At 56.8% G+C, this 18,768-nt stretch carries 9 protein-coding genes; 2 read left to right on the top strand and 7 right to left on the bottom strand.

Annotated features, from left to right (window positions below; translation table 11 throughout):
* Positions 1-277: 277 nt before the first annotated feature.
* The 5 genes from FKG95_RS27490 to hflK form a co-directional block, all read right to left on the bottom strand.
* The gene (locus FKG95_RS27490) at positions 278-9,274 is read right to left on the bottom strand and encodes a T1SS-143 repeat domain-containing protein (RefSeq protein WP_142899669.1); all 8,997 of its coding nucleotides are present in this window, start codon (positions 9,272-9,274) and stop codon (positions 278-280) included.
* 356 nt (positions 9,275-9,630) lie between these two features.
* Positions 9,631-11,151: a DegQ family serine endoprotease gene (locus FKG95_RS27485; RefSeq protein ID WP_246116923.1), complete on the bottom strand. Its 1,521-nt coding sequence runs from the start codon at positions 11,149-11,151 to the stop codon at positions 9,631-9,633.
* 245 nt (positions 11,152-11,396) lie between these two features.
* Entirely contained in the window at positions 11,397-11,582 is a 186-nt protein-coding gene (locus tag FKG95_RS27480; RefSeq protein ID WP_142899667.1) for a DUF2065 domain-containing protein, read from the bottom strand.
* Positions 11,583-11,663: 81 nt separating this feature from the next.
* A complete protein-coding gene (gene hflC, locus FKG95_RS27475) occupies positions 11,664-12,599 on the bottom strand; it encodes a protease modulator HflC (protein ID WP_142899666.1) in 936 nt (311 codons plus the stop codon).
* A gap of 14 nt (positions 12,600-12,613) precedes the next feature.
* Positions 12,614-13,753 (bottom strand): FtsH protease activity modulator HflK, encoded by a 1,140-nt coding sequence (gene hflK, locus FKG95_RS27470; RefSeq protein WP_142899665.1) that lies wholly within the window; start codon positions 13,751-13,753, stop codon positions 12,614-12,616.
* Between the two features lie 201 nt (positions 13,754-13,954).
* Here hflK and apbC point away from each other — a divergent pair, with 201 nt between their 5' ends.
* Positions 13,955-15,127: an iron-sulfur cluster carrier protein ApbC gene (gene apbC / locus FKG95_RS27465; RefSeq protein WP_142899664.1), complete on the top strand. Its 1,173-nt coding sequence runs from the start codon at positions 13,955-13,957 to the stop codon at positions 15,125-15,127.
* Between the two features lie 94 nt (positions 15,128-15,221).
* Here apbC and FKG95_RS27460 read toward each other — a convergent pair whose 3' ends face one another.
* Positions 15,222-16,574 (bottom strand): O-antigen ligase family protein, encoded by a 1,353-nt coding sequence (locus FKG95_RS27460; RefSeq protein WP_142899663.1) that lies wholly within the window; start codon positions 16,572-16,574, stop codon positions 15,222-15,224.
* Positions 16,575-16,792: 218 nt separating this feature from the next.
* On the opposite strand from FKG95_RS27460, the gene FKG95_RS27455 reads away from it, so the two are divergent.
* Complete coding sequence (locus FKG95_RS27455; protein ID WP_179954307.1) at positions 16,793-17,641, top strand: glycosyltransferase family 2 protein; 849 nt, start codon at positions 16,793-16,795, stop codon at positions 17,639-17,641.
* A 49-nt stretch (positions 17,642-17,690) separates the two neighbouring features.
* Here the strand turns inward: FKG95_RS27455 and FKG95_RS27450 are convergent, their stop codons facing one another.
* The gene (locus FKG95_RS27450) at positions 17,691-18,713 is read right to left on the bottom strand and encodes a glycosyltransferase (RefSeq protein WP_142899661.1); all 1,023 of its coding nucleotides are present in this window, start codon (positions 18,711-18,713) and stop codon (positions 17,691-17,693) included.
* Positions 18,714-18,768 lie beyond the last annotated feature (55 nt).

The raw sequence follows: 18,768 nt of genomic DNA, 5'->3' as shown, positions 1-18,768 counted from the left end.
TCGATCGCTGTATCGCAGCTCGGACAGCATGAGTCGTCGTGGCGCTGCCGTGTAGTACCTGTCCCATAGTGCTTCCTTATCGATGGTCTTCAATGTGATACCATCACACCGTGGGACTATACACCTAATCCGGATCTGCTCTAAGGGAGACAGGTTGCCCCCGGTCACCCTCACTCCGCCTGACGCTCTTTCATCAATCGGAAAAGCCGGCCGAAAGCATAACTGCTTTCGGCCGGCTTTCCTTCAACTGCCTCAGGAGTAAGGCCTCAAGAGCCCATCAGGCGCCGTTGATCAATGTGCTTGTATCGAGATCGACCAGGTCATTGATCGCATTGTCGATATCCTGGAAGACGATGGTCGTGCCGCTTTGCAGTTCCAACGTCACAACGTTGTCGGTCTTGGAGAAGGACGCGACCGCGTCTTCGATCGAGATATCTTCGCCGGCGTCACCGCCGTCCGTGACATCCTCGAACGACAGGAAGTCGCCGCTGCTGACCGAGAAATCGAAGATCGTATTGTTCCCCTCGTCAGAGCCCAGGTTGAACACGAATGTATCCCCATCGGCACCGCCGTAGAGCGCATCGTCACCCGCGCCGGCAATCAGAATATCAGCCCCGCCCTGGCCAAGCAGGATATCGTCGCCATCTCCGCCGTTCAGCAGGTCTGCTTCGCCCCGCGTATCGTGCGCGGCCTCTTCAATAAAGCGATCCTGATAATCCTGGACAAAGGTCATCATGTCCAGCTTGCTCGGCGTATGGCCAAGAGTCGTGGTCAGGTGATCGACCAGTGTCTGATAGCCGCCGCCAGTTTCACCGGCCGCGCCAAGGCCGCCATCCTCGAGTGAGTCCAACATCCAGTCACTGTTGATAACGTCGCCGAAAATCAGATCATTTCCATCACCACCGAGGATCTCGTCCTCGCCGACCGCATTCATGATGGTCAGGGTCTGCTCTCCCAGAAGCGCGGAGAGACTCTCGGTTTCCTCGACAATCGTTACGCTCGAGTCTTCGTTACCCTCGCCCGCAACCCTGGCAAGCTCTTCGGGGACGATCTCCGTGCCAACACCGAAGACCTGGATGTTGACGTCGATACCCTCGAACCCGACAGAAGCATCATAGCCATTATTGTCCTCGCCATCACTCAAGAAATAGACCTTGTTGACGGCATTCTCGTGCCGGTCGTCCTGATTCAGGAAGTCTTCGACAGCCTGGATCGGTCCTTCGAACTGCGTCGCACCGCTGGCGTCCAACTTTGCGATCACACTCTCCAGCGACTTGCCGGACGCATTCTCGAAGCGGTCGCTCGTCGGGTCGTAGGTGAAGACCTGGTTGATCGCGAGCCCACCGTTGAAGGCTACAAGCTGGAAGGTGGTCAGATTATCGTTGACCAATTGGCCGCGCAGGGACTCGTGCAGCGCCGTGAAGGCCTCCTTCGCCTCCACCAGTCCGGCCTCTGACGGTTCCACATGTTTGGTGATGGGGCGACCGACATTTCTCGTACCGAACCAGGTAAACTTAATCGGCTGGACCGTGACGTTAAAACCGGGCTCATTGATATCGAGCGCGCGGCCAGGCAGACGGATGATGAGATCGCCCATCTGCTCGTCGCGCAGGACCGCCGTTCCGGAGCTGTTTACATGAACTGAGTCCGCATAGTCATCGCCATACTGGATCCGGGCGCCAGGCGGCAGGCCTTTGAGGCGATAGCCGCTGGCGTTCGGACCCGAAGTCTGGAAGTCGGGTATATTGACGCGGACAAAGCTCATGGAGTCGGAGACGTCGATAACGTAGGACACATTGACCGGCACCTCTGTAGAACCAGATCCACCAACATCGCCGATCAGAATGTCGTCGCCATCTGCGCCAAGGATCTCGCCTTCGGTCGCGGTTTCAGAAGGGACCCTGTGCGCCGTCGTGCTCTCGTTGTCGTCGTCCGCATTGCTGCCGACGACAAGGATCGGATCGGGTTCTATCACCTGCACCGACGCGTAAGCCGTAGCTTCGGCGGTCTCGCTATTGTCGGAGAGATCCGTCTCGAACCCGCTGTCCCCGTTACCGCCGTTCAAGGTCGCGAGTTCAAGACCATCGATCTTAACCGTGAAGGCAAGATTCTCGGCGTCGGTGACCGCATCGGTGGCCTGGACAGCGAGTGTCATGTCGAACGGCAGCGCGACATCGTCGAGCGAAAGCGTAGACTGACCCTCTGCAAACTCCGTAAAGACGAACCCCTCCGGCAGTTCGATCTTCACGTTGTGCTGTTCGGACCCATCGACGCCGTCGCCCCAGACCGCCGCAATGTGCAATCTGCCGATTTCACCGGCTGTGAAGGTGACATCCTCATCACCCGCAGAGTCCGTCACCGTAAAGCTGGTGATCGTGATCGGGTCGGCAACGGCGTCGACAATCACATCTGCGGTGTCGCTGGCGCTCGCCGTCAGGCCGGTATGACAGTAACCCTCATCGCGCGCCGTCGCCGTCACCGTGACGGTGCCGAGATCGACGTCGCTGTCGTTCGGAGCGGTGACGTTGAAGCTGCTCTGCACCGACGCGGTATTCAAACCGGTCACTTGCGCTGATGTCCCATCGGCAGAGACCGCAACGCTCGCGCCCGGATGATCCAGTTCGATCTGGCTGAAGTTGTAGGTCGCGGTCGGATCGAGTCCGGTGACTTCAATCTCGGTGACCACATCGTCACCCTCTGCGGTCGCAGTGAAGTTGATGGTTCCGGTCGTGTCTTCCTTGATCACGATCGCGTCCGCTTCGCCCTCGAGGAGGATTTCTACTGAGGGCGCGGCAACACCCGGCTCGACACTAACCGTCAGCACCGCACTTGAAGTGTCGCCATCGCTGTCACGCAGCGTGTAATCAAAGCTCTCCTCAAGCTTCATTTCACAGTCATGCGCAGTCACTCCCAGGATCAGGAAATCGCTGTTGTGATGACTTGAACCGTTGTCGCTTTGGATCGGAGTCACACGGATCTGACTGAAGGCCTCATCGGCACTGACGTTGATGGATACGAGACCGTCGTAATCGCCGCGCACCGGATCGATCGTTGCAGACGTCCAGGTTTCGCCATCACTGGAAACCTCAACTGTTAACTGCTCGATGTTGCCTGCGTCGTAGAGCACACCGTCAAAGAGCGCACCCACCAGAACGCTCGCTGAATCCGTCTCACCAGGCAGGCCGATGTCGATATACTCGAACGGTGCGCCGTCCGGTAGACCTGCGACATTCCGATATGAGATCTCGGCGTCATTGCCGGCGTTGCCGTCTCCGTTTGTCCCAACACCGCCGTAGAGGTTACTGCCTTCAATGCGAATATTCTTGCTGGCAAGCGCAACGCCATCCTCGTAACTCTGAGTGTTGGGATTCCATCGTGACGCGGAGAGCGTGAAGCCTTCGCTTTCAAAGGATGCAACCCATTCGGCAGGCGATTTGCTCAGGCTTTCGCCCGCAGCGAAACCAGCCGTCACCGTTGTCGTAGCATGTTCGCCATCGACCGACTGATAGCTGTATTCGCCAGCATTCTCTCCGGTCAATTGGACAGTGAGCGTTCCACCCAACTCTGTCGAATTGATAACCAGCGCCGAGCCGTCGAAGCTGTAATCTGTATTTTCGACCGGTGCCGGGTCGCCCCCGGTCACAGCCAAATCCGTACCGTCGCTACTCAGTTCGTAAGAGACTCCCCGGTGAACGATCTTACTGATGACACCGGCCTGATCCGCTCCGACTTCGTCCACACCGTCTGGGCCGGCATCGGAAATCAGGCTGCCGGTTACGACGCCGCCTTCCGTTACCTCCGCGAGATTGTCTTCCGCGACCGGAACGTCATCGACCACTTTAACGTTGGCGGTTCCCTCGACGAAGTCGCCGTCGCCGTCCGTTGCCGTGAAGGTGATGCCCAGATCGAGAATATCCTCGCCGGTCAGGGGATGGTCGAGTTGTTCCGCCAGGGTGAAGGTGAATTCACCAAACTCGCCCGCTGCGGCGTCGAAGATCACCGTGAAGACGACGGTCCCGCCAGCCATCGCGGTTAAAGTCTGCTTAGCCGTATCGTAGCTGTAGCTCACAGCCTCACCCTGAGACATCAGTCCGTTCGGGCCGTCCGCGGCAATGATTGAGCCCGCGCCATCGGCGCCGAAGTCCACGCCAAGCACCGCAACGATCGAGGCCGCCTGGGATCCATCGCTGCCGTCCGGCAGGTCGTCTTCGTCGACAGCCGCACAGGGGCAGAGCGACACATTGTCGATGTAACCGCCGAGCGTGTTTTCCTTGCCGACGGCACGGAACTCAAGACGCGTTATATCTGCCTCCCCGCCTTTCACGTTCAAGGTGATTTCACGCCAGCCGGAGGTTTCGTCGGTCAGGGTGGCGACTTTCTCGCCATTCCACCAGACCTCGGCATCGCTACTGCCGCTGCCCCCGTCGCGTGGTCGCGGTGCGTACTGAAAGCTCAATTCGTACGTCTCTCCAGGCTTGGTATTCACATCCTGATAGACATGCGCGTTGGAGTCCGAAAAAGATCCCCGTGCGTGTGAATCGAGCTCCAGCTTGGCCGTACCGTCCTGGGCGCGAATACCGCCGAGGTTGCCGTTCTGGATTTCGATTGGAGCGTTCGAAGCGTCTAGGTCGGGGTTCCATCCTGGAATCCGGCCTTCGCCGTAGGTGTTCCAGTTTCGGCTACCGAGGCCGTGACCCTCTTCAAAGCTGCCGTTGACGATCAGATTGCCATGCACGCAGGGGTCAACCAGAACCGGTGCGTCATCCTCGATCGTGACGCTCAAGCTGCCTCTCGCAAAGTCAGGGCTATCACTATCCTGGACGATGAAGTCGAAAGTCAGTTCCAACGGGTCCGCAGACCCGGCCTCGCCCACATCCGGGTGATCGAGGGGACCAAGCAAAGTCACCCAGTATTCACCGGTCTGCTGATCAACTTTGATCTCGATGACATCTTCGTCGGCGGCAACGCCTTTCAAAACCAACATGCCGTCGATGACGGCCGTGGCTCCAAAGACCACGGGCGCGCCGCCAGACGTCAGAGGCGTCGCGGACGCATCCTCAGAGTCCTGCGCACCGGCATAGCTGACGCTGGAGATACTCCCCGCACCGTCGGCACCGAAGTCAAAGTCCAGGTCCCCATGGATAGCTTCGCTGCCATCGTCATGAAACCCGGCCTCGCTGAGTGGCTCATCCGCGATCGTGCTACCCGCGCGCGGGCCGTCATCCCAAATGTCAATCTGCAGCCAGCTCGCATCGCTGTCGCCATCAAAATCGCTGATGCTATACTCGAACCAAAGCCGGATCGGGTCACGGCTGCCGGTCTGATTGACATCCGGGTGATCAACCGGCTGCTGAAGCTCAACGCTGTAAGCACCCGACGACTTGTCGACCGTGATGGTCATCACCGGCAGGGGTGCGCCGCCTTCGCCAATCGGCGCGGAACCAGTCAGAATAATATTGCCTTCGCCATCATCGACAGCATCACCAAAGGTGACCGGCTGACCGCCGGATGTCAGCGAGAGTCCGCGGCCAAAGCGGCCTTCGGGATCGGCAACATAGCGCAAATCATCAACCGACACGCTCCCGGGGCCATCGGCGCCGAAGTCGATCTTGAGCTGTCCCTCAAGCTTTTCGAAGCCCTGGTCGTGCAGGTTGCTCTCCTTGAGCGCTTCTTCGGAAGCAGTCCAGCGGGCATCAGGACCATCGTCCCGGACAAAAACTTTCAGGAGATTGGAGTCGCTGTCCCCATCCGCGTCGGTGACGGTGTATTTAAAGGCAAGAAGCAGTTGGTCCAGGAACCCGGTTTGACCGGCATCCGGATGGTCCAAGGCCCGCTGCAGGTCGATGCTGTAGGCGCCGCTTGTCTGATTCACCGTGACGGAAATGACGTCGAGCGACGAACCGCTCTCGCCAATCGGGGCGCGACCGGTCAGGACGATATTCCCCAGGCCGTCTTCACTGGCCGCACCGAAAACAACCGCTTCGCCGCCGGCCGTCAGGACTCCGTCGAATACACCGTCCTGGCCGACGTCATGGGCCCAGGAAAGGTCCGTTACAGTGACGTCGCCGGCGCCGTCCGCGCCAAAGTCAAAACGCAGATGCCCGCTGACGGACTCCTGCCCCTGATTGTCGAGATCGGATTCCCTCAGGCTGCTCGCCAGCGTCCATCTGGCGTCAGGACCATCATCGCTGACCCGGACCGTCAAAAGCGCGGTGTCGCTGTCTCCATCGCCATCGGTCACGGTATATTCGAAAGAGAGATCGAGATTATCGCGCGAACCGGTTTCACCGGCATCGGGATGATCAATGGGCCCCAGCAGGGTTGTGACATAGTTGCCCGTCGCCTTCTCAACTCGTATCTCGATAACGTCGTTGCCGTCGGCCGAGCCCGTCAAATAGAGAAAGCTTCCAGTGTCGGCGGCAGCGGCAAAGACGACAGGCGCGCCGCCAGAGTTAAGACTGCCATTGAAGTCAGAGTCCGCGCCCGGATCGCCCGCCTTGGCGAAGCTGATATCCGTAACGCTTGCGCCGTCACGACCGCCTTCAAAGTCGAGAGTGCCGCTTGCCGAGTCATTGAAGGGATTGCGATCGGTCAGATTCCGTTCCGCGAGCGTCCTGTCTTCGACGACATCGCTTGCCGTCGGACCATCATCCTGAATCTGGATGGTGATCGCCTTCGTCGCGGTATCTCCATCGCCGTCAGTAACCGTATAGGCGAGGTTCTGCAAAAAGACCGACTCGTCCGCGGACCCGCCGTCGGGATGTTGAATCGCGGCCAGCTGCACGAACCAAAGGTCGTCGCCATCCAAGTGGACCGTAAAAGCAACGTCGCCTTCTTCACCGCCGATCCGGCCCTCGAGCGCTGTTCCGTCACCATAAAGATAAATAGACTCGCCGCCCCCGGTCGCGAAAAGACCGCTGTCGGTTCCGTCATGGAGCGCACCGTCTCCGTCGGTGATCTGAAGGAAACTGCCCAGATCATCCGTTCCGAAGTCATAGCTGAGCGTCGTCTGAGCCACACCAAGAACCTCGGCGTCGGCTGGAAGCGCCAGACCTTCCGGTAATTCGGCGTCCGTCTCATCCGCACCTTGCGGATCACCGTCAACAACACCGAGCCCCCGCGTCTCGTCATAGTCGATCGTCGCTACCTCTGCGGAAGGGCCATCGTCCCGGATCGCGACGGCGATTTGCGCAGAATCCTGATCGCCTTCGTCATCGGTAACCACATAGGTCAGCGACAGGCCGGGCGTTGCGTTCTCGTCGTGGGCTCCTTCCACCGCGGTGCCGGCATCCGGATGGTTGATCTGCTGAAACTGCACAAAGGTAAAATCCGCATTCTCATCTGCGAGATTCGGTTCAAGGTGACCGGCAAACACCAGTTCCCCGCCGCTTGTACGGCCCCAGACTATCGTCGGGTCGCCATCGTCGCTGAAGAGGAAGACCTCCTCCGGGTTATCGCTACCACCGGTAAAGAGGCCCGATGACTCGCCGTCGTAACTAAATGCAACGGCGTAGAGAGACGGTTCCGCCGTTTCCGCATCGACGATCCCGTCGGTGAAGATCTCCCAATTCACTTGTGTCTGAGCTTGCCCCAGGACCTTTGGCAGCCCCCCGCCACCCAAAGCAACCGCCAGATCTTCAGCAACAGCTTCCTCGAGCTGAGCGATGTCATCCGCATCCTCGTCGGGACCAGGGGTTTCGTCATAAACAACCGAAGCATTCTGCGCTTCGGGAACATCTTCAGCGATATTGATCTGGATCTCGGCGCGCGTGACCGCCACATCGTTCAGTTCAGTTAATTCTTGGCCCGAGAAGACCACTTCCTCGGCGATGGCTTCAACCGTAATGCCCGCATCGCCGGCCTCGTTGGGTGAGCCATCGCTTAAGCGCTCCGATGACCAGTCTTGCGGATCGAAGCTGACGGTCTCGACAAAGGAACCCTCAGTCACCGCAAAAACGTAGCTATCCAGGCCATTCCCGCCCACGACATGCGTTAAGCTGCCTTCCGCGAGTGTTTCGTTGTCGACCAGGCTCCAATCTGATGGAACGCCGCGTAGCACGATGCTGTGGCTCTCTGAACCATCTTCAAAGTCGGGGAAGGTCGCGGCGATGGAGAAACTCACCAGGGCTTCTTCCGGACGGCCGCCTTCTCGCCCGGACTGATCGCCGTCGCGCGTATCGAGGTCCTGGGCGTTCCGCTCCATGATCTCCGGGAACGAGGAACGGACCGAGAGGATGGGCTTATCCGCGGCCGCGTCAACAATGCCAACGACCGTTAGAGGCGCCGTCGTCGCCGTGATGCCGTCCGTCGGGTCGGTGACGTTTGCCGTCACCGTGAGGGAAATATCCGCATCACTGTTTTCAGGCGGCAAAATGTAAATTTCATCGAGGTCCGCCGCGTCGATCTGAATGACCGCTCCTGTCTGTGCGTTTGCAGGATTGCCCGGATCACCGATAAAAATCACCACATCTTCCGGGATATCGGTAATCGAGATGAAATTGAGAACCTCGTCGTCACCTTCCGGCTGATTGAAGGTCACATTCAGCCGCATCGGGCTTTGACCCATGTCGCCTTGATGCTGGTTCGGCTGCCAATCCTCAAAGCCACCATCAAAGGCACCCGCAACACTGCCCTCACCCTCGGGCACCTCGGTCACGACCGTCACGAAGTCGATGGAGATCGTGCCTTCGACAATATCAACCGGATCCAGGGAAGCTTCGAGATCAGGCACGCCAAAGGCCAGTGCGGTTCCATCGATCACACCCTGCGCCGAGAGCAGGCTCAGAAGATCACCGAGGTTGTCCCCATAGTTGGAGGCGCCGCCACCAATGGCTTCGGTTCCCGCTGCCGTCTCAAGCGGAGCACCTTCAGCGGAGAGCTGTTGCGCCTGCGCGATCAGTTGCGACACGGGGATCTGAACCGAACCGACTTGAAAGGTGGGCGCGGCATCACCGTTGGCCGAATCGACCAAGTTCAGAAAGACAATCCGGCTGTCGATGACATTGTCGCCATCATTGTCGAAGCCAAGAACGACGTTGTTTCCCTCAACCAGAAACTCGGCAGCCGAAGGGTCAAAGTCGAGAAAGAAGCTGCGCCCAACCAGGTTGCTATACTCCTGGGTGGCCCCAGGCGCAGGTTGCTGAACCGCAACACTCGCGAGCGCAGCCTGCCCGACCACATCGACCGAGTCGCCACCATACGCAACATCAGTCTGCGAATTCTCATCGGGATCTGCGCTGGTTTCGGGAAACCTCGGGGAAAGGTCGTCGGTCATTGCGGGCGTCTCCTTGACTTAAACCGCTCCGTCCTGGAGCAGCACTTCCTGTGTCAAACTTGAGGCCGCAGTTTGTTTGAACGAGATTAAAAAATCGATTAGAATACTTACGAAAACAACACATAAATATATGAGTTTAATAAATTTAATAAATATATTTGTATAAAATTTTAAATTAATTCTATTTTATTTTAGTAAAAATAATTAAAAATATAGTATTTACGAAATTATTACTATTTTATTTTCATTTAAAATAGATTTTAAAGACGATTAATCAAAAAAAATAAAGGCGGCAACTTGTACAAGTTGCCGCCTTTTCTAATGCCACAGACGCGCCGCGGCAAAAGCGTCTAAACCTAGCCGTCTTTCTTCAGGCGAACAGCCACCCACTGGAAGTCACCCTGGCGATACACCAGAAGCGTCACGACCCGATAGCCCTCTTCTTTGGCTTTTTCGACCCGTTGCTGGACCTCAGCAGGGTTTCCGACCTCTTCCTGATCGACCTCGACGATCACATCGCCAGGACGCAGACCTTTTTCCGCCGCGGTGCTGTCCTGTTCAACATCGGTGATCACCACACCGTTCGTCTTATCATCAAGCTCGAACTGCTGACGAAGTTCCGGCGTAATTTGCCCGAGCGCCAGTCCCAGATCCGAAACTTCGCCGGTCACGTCGTCCGGGGTCGGGTTTTGGGGCACTGCGGCAACCTGCGGCTCGTCTTGCAGCCGGCCCAGATCAACCTTTACGACCTTTTCTTCACCGCGACGCCAAACAACGACATCCACAGATTCCCCAATGGGGGTTTCCGCCACCATGCGCGGCAGTTTCCGCATATCGGGCACAACGCGGCCATCAAACTTCAAGATCACATCGCCCTGAAGAATGCCCGCTTCCTCAGCCGGTCCGCCCTCGGTCACCGAAGCCACAAGCGCGCCTTTTGAGTCTTTGAGGCGCAGCCCTTCAGCCAGTTCATCGGTTACCGTCTGAATATGGACGCCAAGCCAGCCTCGCTTTACTTCTTTGAATTCACGGAGCTGACTGACAATATTGCGAGCAAGCGTCGAGGGAATCGCAAAGCCGATGCCAACTGATCCGCCCGAGGGCGAGAAGATAGCCGTGTTGACACCAATCACATCGCCATCCAGGTTGAACATCGGTCCGCCGGAGTTGCCTCGGTTGATCGCAGCGTCCGTCTGGATGAAATCATCGTAGGGACCTGCATTGATGTCGCGCTGGCGGGCGGAGACGATCCCCGCCGTCACTGTTCCGCCCAATCCGAAGGGGTTCCCAATGGCAACCACCCAGTCGCCAATCCGGGTCTCGTCGGAATCGCCCCATCCAACCGCCACGATATCCTTCGGCGGATCAACCTTCAAAAGCGCCAAATCAGTCTTTTCGTCGCTGCCAACGACCTCGGCTTTCAGGGTCACACCATCATGCAGGCGAACCGAAACATCGTCAGCTCCCTCGATCACGTGATGGTTGGTAACGATGAAGCCTTCTTCTGAAATGATGAAGCCGGAGCCCTGCGAACCTCCACGGCGTCTCTCGGGCGGACGACCGCGGCGCTCAAAGAAATCCTTGAAGAATTCTTCGAAATCCTGTCCTGGCGCAGGTCCTTCTTGTTGATCTTCCGCCCGGCCGCCGCTGCCTGTTCCCCTTTGGCTCGCCGAGATGTTTACGACCGAAGGCAAAAGCTTCTCCGCCAGGTCAGCAAAACTCTCGGGCGCGTTGCGCGCTTGAGCGGAAAAAGACCAGAGCGTTAGCGCAATGATTGTCGTGACCGCTAACACCACAAGACCGGTGTTGCGGCTCTCCTGCGCTTTGGCCACGGCCTTCGCGCGGCAGCGTGGTTGGGATCGATGTCCGAGCGTCACCGTCATCACCTCATGTTTTGTGTTCAGAACGACGTTCCCTCGCCCGTCGCGTGGTAACCGGTATCTATTATTCTCTTCCCTGCGATCAAGGGAAAGCCTTTAAAATACGTACGGGCACGTCATCAATAAGCTGTGAGAGAAAAGGGGCGTAAATGTGGCGTTTGTCACAATGCTTTGTCAACACGCCGCCTGTTTGACCTCACATCGGCCGCCATCTGCGATTGCTTTAAATGCCAAAGAGTGGCTCAGCCACGCAGCAACCATACGCCCAAAACACCGATCGCCGCCGCTGTCAGACCGCCGATGCGCAAAGCGTCCGTCGGCGATCTCTCAAGCAGGGTCAGGATTTCCCTCAAACGCATCGGAAAAAGAGCAAGGAATAGGCCTTCGATCACAAGGACCAGCGCAAGTCCCGTCAGAAAGTCAGTCATAACTGTCTTCCGCCGGCCGCAAAGAAAAGCAATATTTTCTTTGCGGCCGGCTTATATCACGACAGCAGCCGCCTGCGCCGCTCAGTTCCCTGAACGCCGTGCTGCCTCTGCCTCTCTGCGTGCCGCATTTGCGTCTCTCCGCACCGTATCGCCAGCGTCGACACTATTGAAGAAGTCGAAGAATTCACTATCCGGTGAAAGCACGAGATAGGAATTGTCGTTCGCGAACGTTGCTTCGTAGGCCTGCATGGAGCGGTAAAAGTTAAAGAACTCCGCGTCCCGACCGTAAGCATCGTTCAGGATCCTGGTGCGCGCACCTTCGCCCTGACCTCGAAGAATTTCGGACTCACGCGTCGCTTCCGCAATGATAACCGTGGCCTCACGATCGGCAGCGGAAGTAATACGCTGCGCCAGCTCTTTACCTTGGGCCCGGAATTCCGCCGCTTCCCGCTCACGCTCTGACTTCATCCGATCATAGACCGACTGAACCGTCTGTTCCGGCAAGTCTGCCCGGACAAGACGCACGTCAAGGATTGCAATCCCGAATTTATCGGCCTCGGTGTTCACCTGCTCGCGAATCTGCTGCAGGATCGGTGTCCGGTCTGCCGATAAGACAGATGCCAAGGTCGCATTACCCAAAACACCACGCGTACTGGCGTTGATGATTGAGGACAGAGTCTGTCGTGCACCTGACTCAGTCCGAACCGTCTGGAAGAATCTTAGCGGGTCGGCAATCCGGTAACGCGCGAAAGTATCGACCACGACACGCTTCTGGTCGGTTAGGATGACGCTCTCGGACTGTGGATCCAGATTGAGTACGCGTTTTTCGTAGTACTGCACGTTCTGGATGAACGGGATCTTGTACCAGAGCCCGGGCTCGGTGATGACCCGCTTCGGGTTACCAAACTGCATCACGATCGCCTGCTGAGTCTGGTGGACCGTGAAGAGGGTCGCTGATACGACCACGCCAAGAAGGATGACGACAATGGCCGCAACGAATACTTTAGTTTGAGACATGTTTCCGGCCCTCCTTAATTGCCGAGCACGCGGTTGCCGCGCAATTCGTTCAACGGCAGGTAAGGAATAGCGCCCGTCGAGGAACCATCCATGATGACCTTATCGGTCTGGCTCAGAACGCCCTGGATCGTCTCGAGATACATCCGGCGCTTGGTGACCTCGGGGTTCTGTTTGTAAGCCTCATAGACTGAGAGGAAGCGCTGCGCTTCACCCTCTGCTTCGTTCTCCAACTGCTCTTTGTAGGCTTGAGCTCCCTGGATCATCTTTTGCGCTTCACCGCGGGCTCGGGGCAGAACATCGTTCCGATACTTGTCGGCTTCGTTTCGCGAGCGGTTTAGATCCTGCAGCGCACGCGCAACGTCATCGAAAGCATCCGTCACAGCACTTGGGGCCTGCACTTCTTGCAGCTGGACCACCGTGATCTCGATACCGGCCTGATAATCGTTGAGGATATCCTGCAGCAAGGTCTTGGTTTGCGCCTCGACGTCCTGACGGGCTTCCGTCAGAGCTGGCTGGATATCCGTCTGACCGATAATTTCACGAAGAGCACTCTCCGCCGACTTTTTCACGGTCTGGTCTGGGTCCCGAATGTTGAAGAGATAGTCGCCCGCGTTGCCGATGCGCCACTGAACTGACATATCGATATCGATGATGTTCTGGTCACCGGTCAGCATCAGGCTTTCTTCGGGTATATCGCGCTTTTGAGCAGTCGTTCCGCCCCGGCTTGTACGGGCGAACCCAATGTCGGTCTGGGTAATATTGGTCACACCAGGTGTCTGTACGGACCCGATCGGGTAAGGCCAGTTCCAGTTCAAGCCAGGCCCGGTGGAGTTGACCCACTTACCGAAAACGAGTTCAACGCCCTCCTGGTTACTCTCGACGCGATAAAATCCGCCGACAACGAACCAGACGGCCAACACCAGGGCTGCAATCACGCCCACGACCGGGCCGTTGATTCCGCCGCCACCGGGCATGATATCCTTGATTTTATCCTGACTCTTTCGAATCAGGTCCTCGATGTCCGGTGGCGTTGGACCGGAAGGCCCACCACCGCCGCCACGGCCCCAAGGGCCGCCACCATTGCCACCACCATTACCGCCACCGCCGGAGCCGCCGCCCCATGGGCCGCCGCCGCCTTTATTTTCCCAGGGCATTCAAGCTTTTCCCGTTAACTATTCAGACACTCAAAGCGCGATTTTTCGCACGACGATGTTCATATAGACCTATTTCGCCTCAATATCACGGGCGTAATGCCCGGATACGGCTCGACTCCGGAATTATTTGCATCCAGCGGACATTTATACCATGTCTACAGCCATAGACGGAATATTGGCAGAAGGGCGTTGGTTTCAAGGATGAGCCAGATCACCGAGCAGCAAATTCTCGATACATTGAAAAGTGTTCGAGACCCGGAAAACGACAACGATATTGTAAGCCTAAATATGGTCTCCGGACTTGTCATCAAGGACGGTAACGTCGGCTTCGCAATCGAAGTTGCGCCCGAACGCGGACCGAAACTCGAGCCCCTTCGCAAAGCGGCTGAAGATGCGGTTCACGCGCTTCCGGGGGTTCTCTCGGTCACAGCGGTTCTGACAGCTCACAGTTCCGGCGGCCAGAACGCCGGCAACCAGAATGCCGCACCACCGCCTCCCCCGGCCCGTGGCGCGCCTCAAGCAGCGGGCCAGCGTCCGCCTGCACAAGGCGGCGCGGGACAACAGCGTCAGATGGTGCCGGGCGTCGGTGCCATTGTCGCGGTCGCGAGCGGCAAGGGCGGCGTCGGCAAATCGACCACTGCGACCAATCTCTCTCTCGCTCTTTCACGCATTGGGTTGAAGGTCGGCTTGCTCGACGCCGACATTTACGGCCCTTCCCTGCCGCGCATGATGGGGATTTCGGGCAAGCCGACCTCTCCCGATGGAAAAATCCTAAAGCCGATGGAAAACTTCGGCATCAAATGCATGTCGATGGGCTTTCTCGTCGCCGAGGACACCCCCATGATCTGGCGCGGCCCCATGGTGCAATCCGCGCTTCAGCAAATGCTTCGGGATGTCGAATGGGGCGAATTGGACGTGCTGATCGTCGACATGCCGCCGGGAACAGGCGACGCGCAGCTCACAATGGCACAGCAGGTTCCGCTTGCCGGCGCGGTCATTGTCTCAACACCTCAGGACATCGCACTGCTCGACGCCAGAAAAGGCCTGAACATGTTCCGCAAGGTCGATGTTCCGGTGCTGGGTATAATCGAGAATATGAGTGTGTTTATCTGTCCCAATTGCGGCCACGAATCCCATATTTTCAGCCACGGCGGCGCGAAGAAAGAGGCGGAGACCCTGGGGATGAACTTCCTGGGCGAGATGCCCCTGAACATCGATATCCGCATTACCTCCGACGAAGGCCGCCCGATCGTGGTCTCGGAACCTGACGGAGAGCACGCCAAACGCTACATCGATATTGCAAAATCCATATGGGATCGCCTGTCCACCGGCACGACGGCGCCCCGGCAATCCCCCACAATCGTCATGCAGTAGACCGGGTCAAACTTTAGCTTCAGTGTTGAGGACAAATCACAGGCTTCGACAAGCCCTAACGCTTTGAGTGCTGCGAGCAGCCAGATTGCCGGATTTAAGCGGCCGGTGCGGTTTCTCGTTCCTTGACCGGCACTTGGGGCCAGCCGGCGGCCGCGATCAGTGCCGGTAGCCAGAAGGAGACCCACTCGTGGCTTAGATTGATCAGGACCGTCCGGTAGTCGAAGATGCAAACGCCGAGCCCAAAGAGGAGCAGCGCACAAACCACAAAATTACCGCTTCGGTGATAGCCCTGGATCGCCTTCAGCAGGGCAAAGGCAATCAAACCGAACAACAGAACGGTCGCGACCAGTCCACCGTAGAGCTGATTGGCAATAAAGAGACTGTGCGGCGATTTCACAAAATTTCCGTTTCCGAGCCTGAAGGCATATTCCGTCAGACCGCCTTGACCGATCAGCACGCTCTTGGCACTTGCCGAAATCAGATCCCATGACTGCATCCAGATCCCGATACGGTGTGTCGATCCGCGTTCGATCCATTTTCCCGTCTCAACCACATCGGCCCACATCAGCAGAAGGTATGCGAGCCCTGCAAAGGGGATGAAAATGGCGATCTTCCGGTGGCCCAGTGCAAAAAGATAGAGCCAGATAACGCCACCGATTACCAGAACCGGGCCGCGGCTGTGCGTGAGAAGCATTGCAAGGATAAGCACCAGAAAAGACGCCCACCCAAGGACCTTCATCTTTGGCTGCTCGGTGTCGCGCAGAACGGTACCAAGAAGGCACAGCGCGGCGACGCCGTAGAGCGTCGCACCGATAATCACGTGTTCTGCCCGGCCGGGCCCCGCCATCCGGGCACCGAGATCACCGACCATGATCAAATGATAGCCAATTGCAGCGGTGGCACCGATTGCGCCTGCCCAACCGAAATAGCGCAGTATCCTTGCAGAGAAGTCGGGACTCTTCGCCAAAAGATAGAGAGTTGCGGTGATAAAGAACAAAACCAGGAAGAGCAGTCGGGTTTGATTCAAGAATCCGGGAAAGTCTGGCTCGGCACTCCAGAACAGTGTCATCCAGAGATAGACGAGATAGAGAGCGGAAAACCGCCAAAATGGCGTTCCAATGACACGCCGCACTTCATCCCAACGGGCGAAAATCAGAAAAGCCGGAATCACACAAACATAAAAATACAAACGGTGATAGAGCGTATCGAATAGAAAAAAAGAAACGATCATGCCTAAGTACAACCATTGAAACAGACCGTACTTCTCGCAAATCAGCTGGATCGACGAATGTCTCTCGGAAAGAGTTCTATTTGTAACGCCAGCGGAGAGCATCACGCTTTTTATCTCAAACAGTTCAAAAAAATATCTATCCGCGGCCTTGCACCGAATTATCACGCAGCGTGTACGGAAAGAATGACTGATCGTCAAAGAAATCCGTTGCACCATTCCCCGTGTTCGCCCCTGCGGCGGATTCCACAACGCTATCTATCGGGGCTATCTATCCGGCGCAAGTCCCCATTTTCCAGCGGGAGTCCGCTGTCAACCGTTGCCGCCAACTGCGCCGTCCGACCCTATTCTGCAGAATTAGACATCCAACCTTCAAAAACCCTGTACGGCGCAAGTTGATTGGCTATAAATCTCGCATGCGCTGGAATCAGTGCGGCATGACCGCCGTGAAACGATCCGGTCGCGTCCGCAATGGCACCGGAAAACAGATGGAACAGAGTAACAAGCTCACAGGGCTGATCGTGGCGCATAACGAAGAAGATATGATCGAGGACGCGCTCAAATCGCTCGACTTTTGCGACGAAATCGTTGTGGTTCTCGATAAGTGCACGGATGGAACCAGAAAAATCGTCGAGCAGTACACGTCGAATATCCTGGAAGGTGCCTGGGATATCGAGGGCGTGCGCCGGAATCTCGGGATAGAGGGCTGCGCGGGTCCTTTCATCCTGGAGCTTGACGCGGATGAGCGCGTACTTCCGGAAACTGCAGAGGAAATACGACAGGTCGTTAAAGGGGGTGTCGAAGGCTGTTATAAGATCCGTTTCGACAACTATGTAGGACATCGTCTCGTCCGTTACGGCTGGGCCGGATCGTTCGGGAAGTCGGCGGCTTGCTGCCTCTTCACCAAAGGCAGTAAAATCTGGGGACTTCAACGTATCCACCCGAGTCTCGAAATGAAGAATTATCGCCACGAGCTGGATGGACACATCACACATCTCGTCGATCGCGACCTGAATGACATGATCCGGCGCCTGATGTGGTATAGCGATATGCGTGCTCTTGACATGGTTCAAAAGCCACTACCGCGGTTCAGAACGGTGCTTCGGCGATCTTGTCACCGCTTTATCAAGGCCTTATGGGGCCGCAAGGGTTACAAGGAAGGCAAGATGGGATTCCTGCTTGCCGTGATGGCAGCACTCTTCCAGCTTTTCTCCTACTACAAAGCGCTGTTCATCCAAGAAGAGCGTTCTGCAGAAGCGCGACGCGCCGCCAACGGAAAAGCTTGAAGAAAGCCCTAAGTATGGCCGTAAGTTCCGGATCGCAGCTTAGAGCTTTCTAGTACTTTTCAGTGGGCCAGCAATAATCAAGGGACAATTTTTTTTCGAAAGTCGTGTCCAGGATGTATTGCGTGACATTCTCGGCGGAAAAGGCTGCGTGAACCTTCTCCCATCCGTTCCTGGCCACCGCGCGGCGCTGCGCGTCATCCGCTATGAAAAGATCCAGTTTACGTAAAAGTTCGGCTTCATCGGCGTAAAAAGCCAAGTCTTCCTCGCCAAAAAATTCTTCGAAGCCGGTCCCGCTGCGCAGAAAGGTCACGAGACCGTTGCCCATATACTGGGTCATCCGATCCGACGAATACCAGTGGTAATCGTATGTGCGGTTCAGGCAGAGCCCCATCTTGCTTTTTGCCAAGCGGTCCATATAGGCCTTACCCGAGAGGTAATCCCTGTTGATCGCGCAGCCATGAACGGAAATTCGTAAATCCGAGCGGTTCGTCAGCAGGCTGTTCATGAGATCGCGACGCGGATCCTCCGCGCCGAGCGGCCCACCTGCAAAAAACAGATCAAAATCGCAATCGTTCTCGAAACTTCTTACCGTATCAACCGCGCTGTCGACCGGGTTTGGCATGAAGGTCACGAAGCCACCCGAGCTGCTGAATTGCTTCAGGCTCTCGCCTGCCGTCGTGATAAAAATGCCATCCACGACGCCGACCCGGCGCTGGATATCCTTCACATTCTGCTCATGAATCAAAGGATCGACATTACGGTAGACAATTTTTACCCCGGCACAGATCCCCCGGATCGCCTTGAGTGTCTCATTGGAAATCATTTCGCAATGGCCCAGAACGATCAGATCCGGCCCAAGCTCCTCGCAGACCTCGAGAAGCTTTTTATTCAGCGGTGCGATACCCCACTTCCGCGATCTGAATATGTTCGAGTAGCGCGCGAAGTCCCGGTCGTTAAAGCAGTAAACGTTGTGGCCGTTCCGGGTAAAGCCATTCACGAGTTTCTTGGGAATGTAATAGGATTTACCGGCTTCCCGAAATCCCTGACAGCTGCCAACGTATAGAATATTCATAAACTGGTTAGAAACCTTGAAAATACGCCGAAGTTAGACGGCATTCACACGCAGT

The organism is Denitrobaculum tricleocarpae, assembly GCF_007004665.1.
Classification (GTDB): domain Bacteria; phylum Pseudomonadota; class Alphaproteobacteria; order Kiloniellales; family Kiloniellaceae; genus Denitrobaculum; species Denitrobaculum tricleocarpae.
The sequence above is the reverse complement of the archived record's forward strand: the minus strand, read 5'-3'. Positions and strand labels throughout refer to the sequence as shown.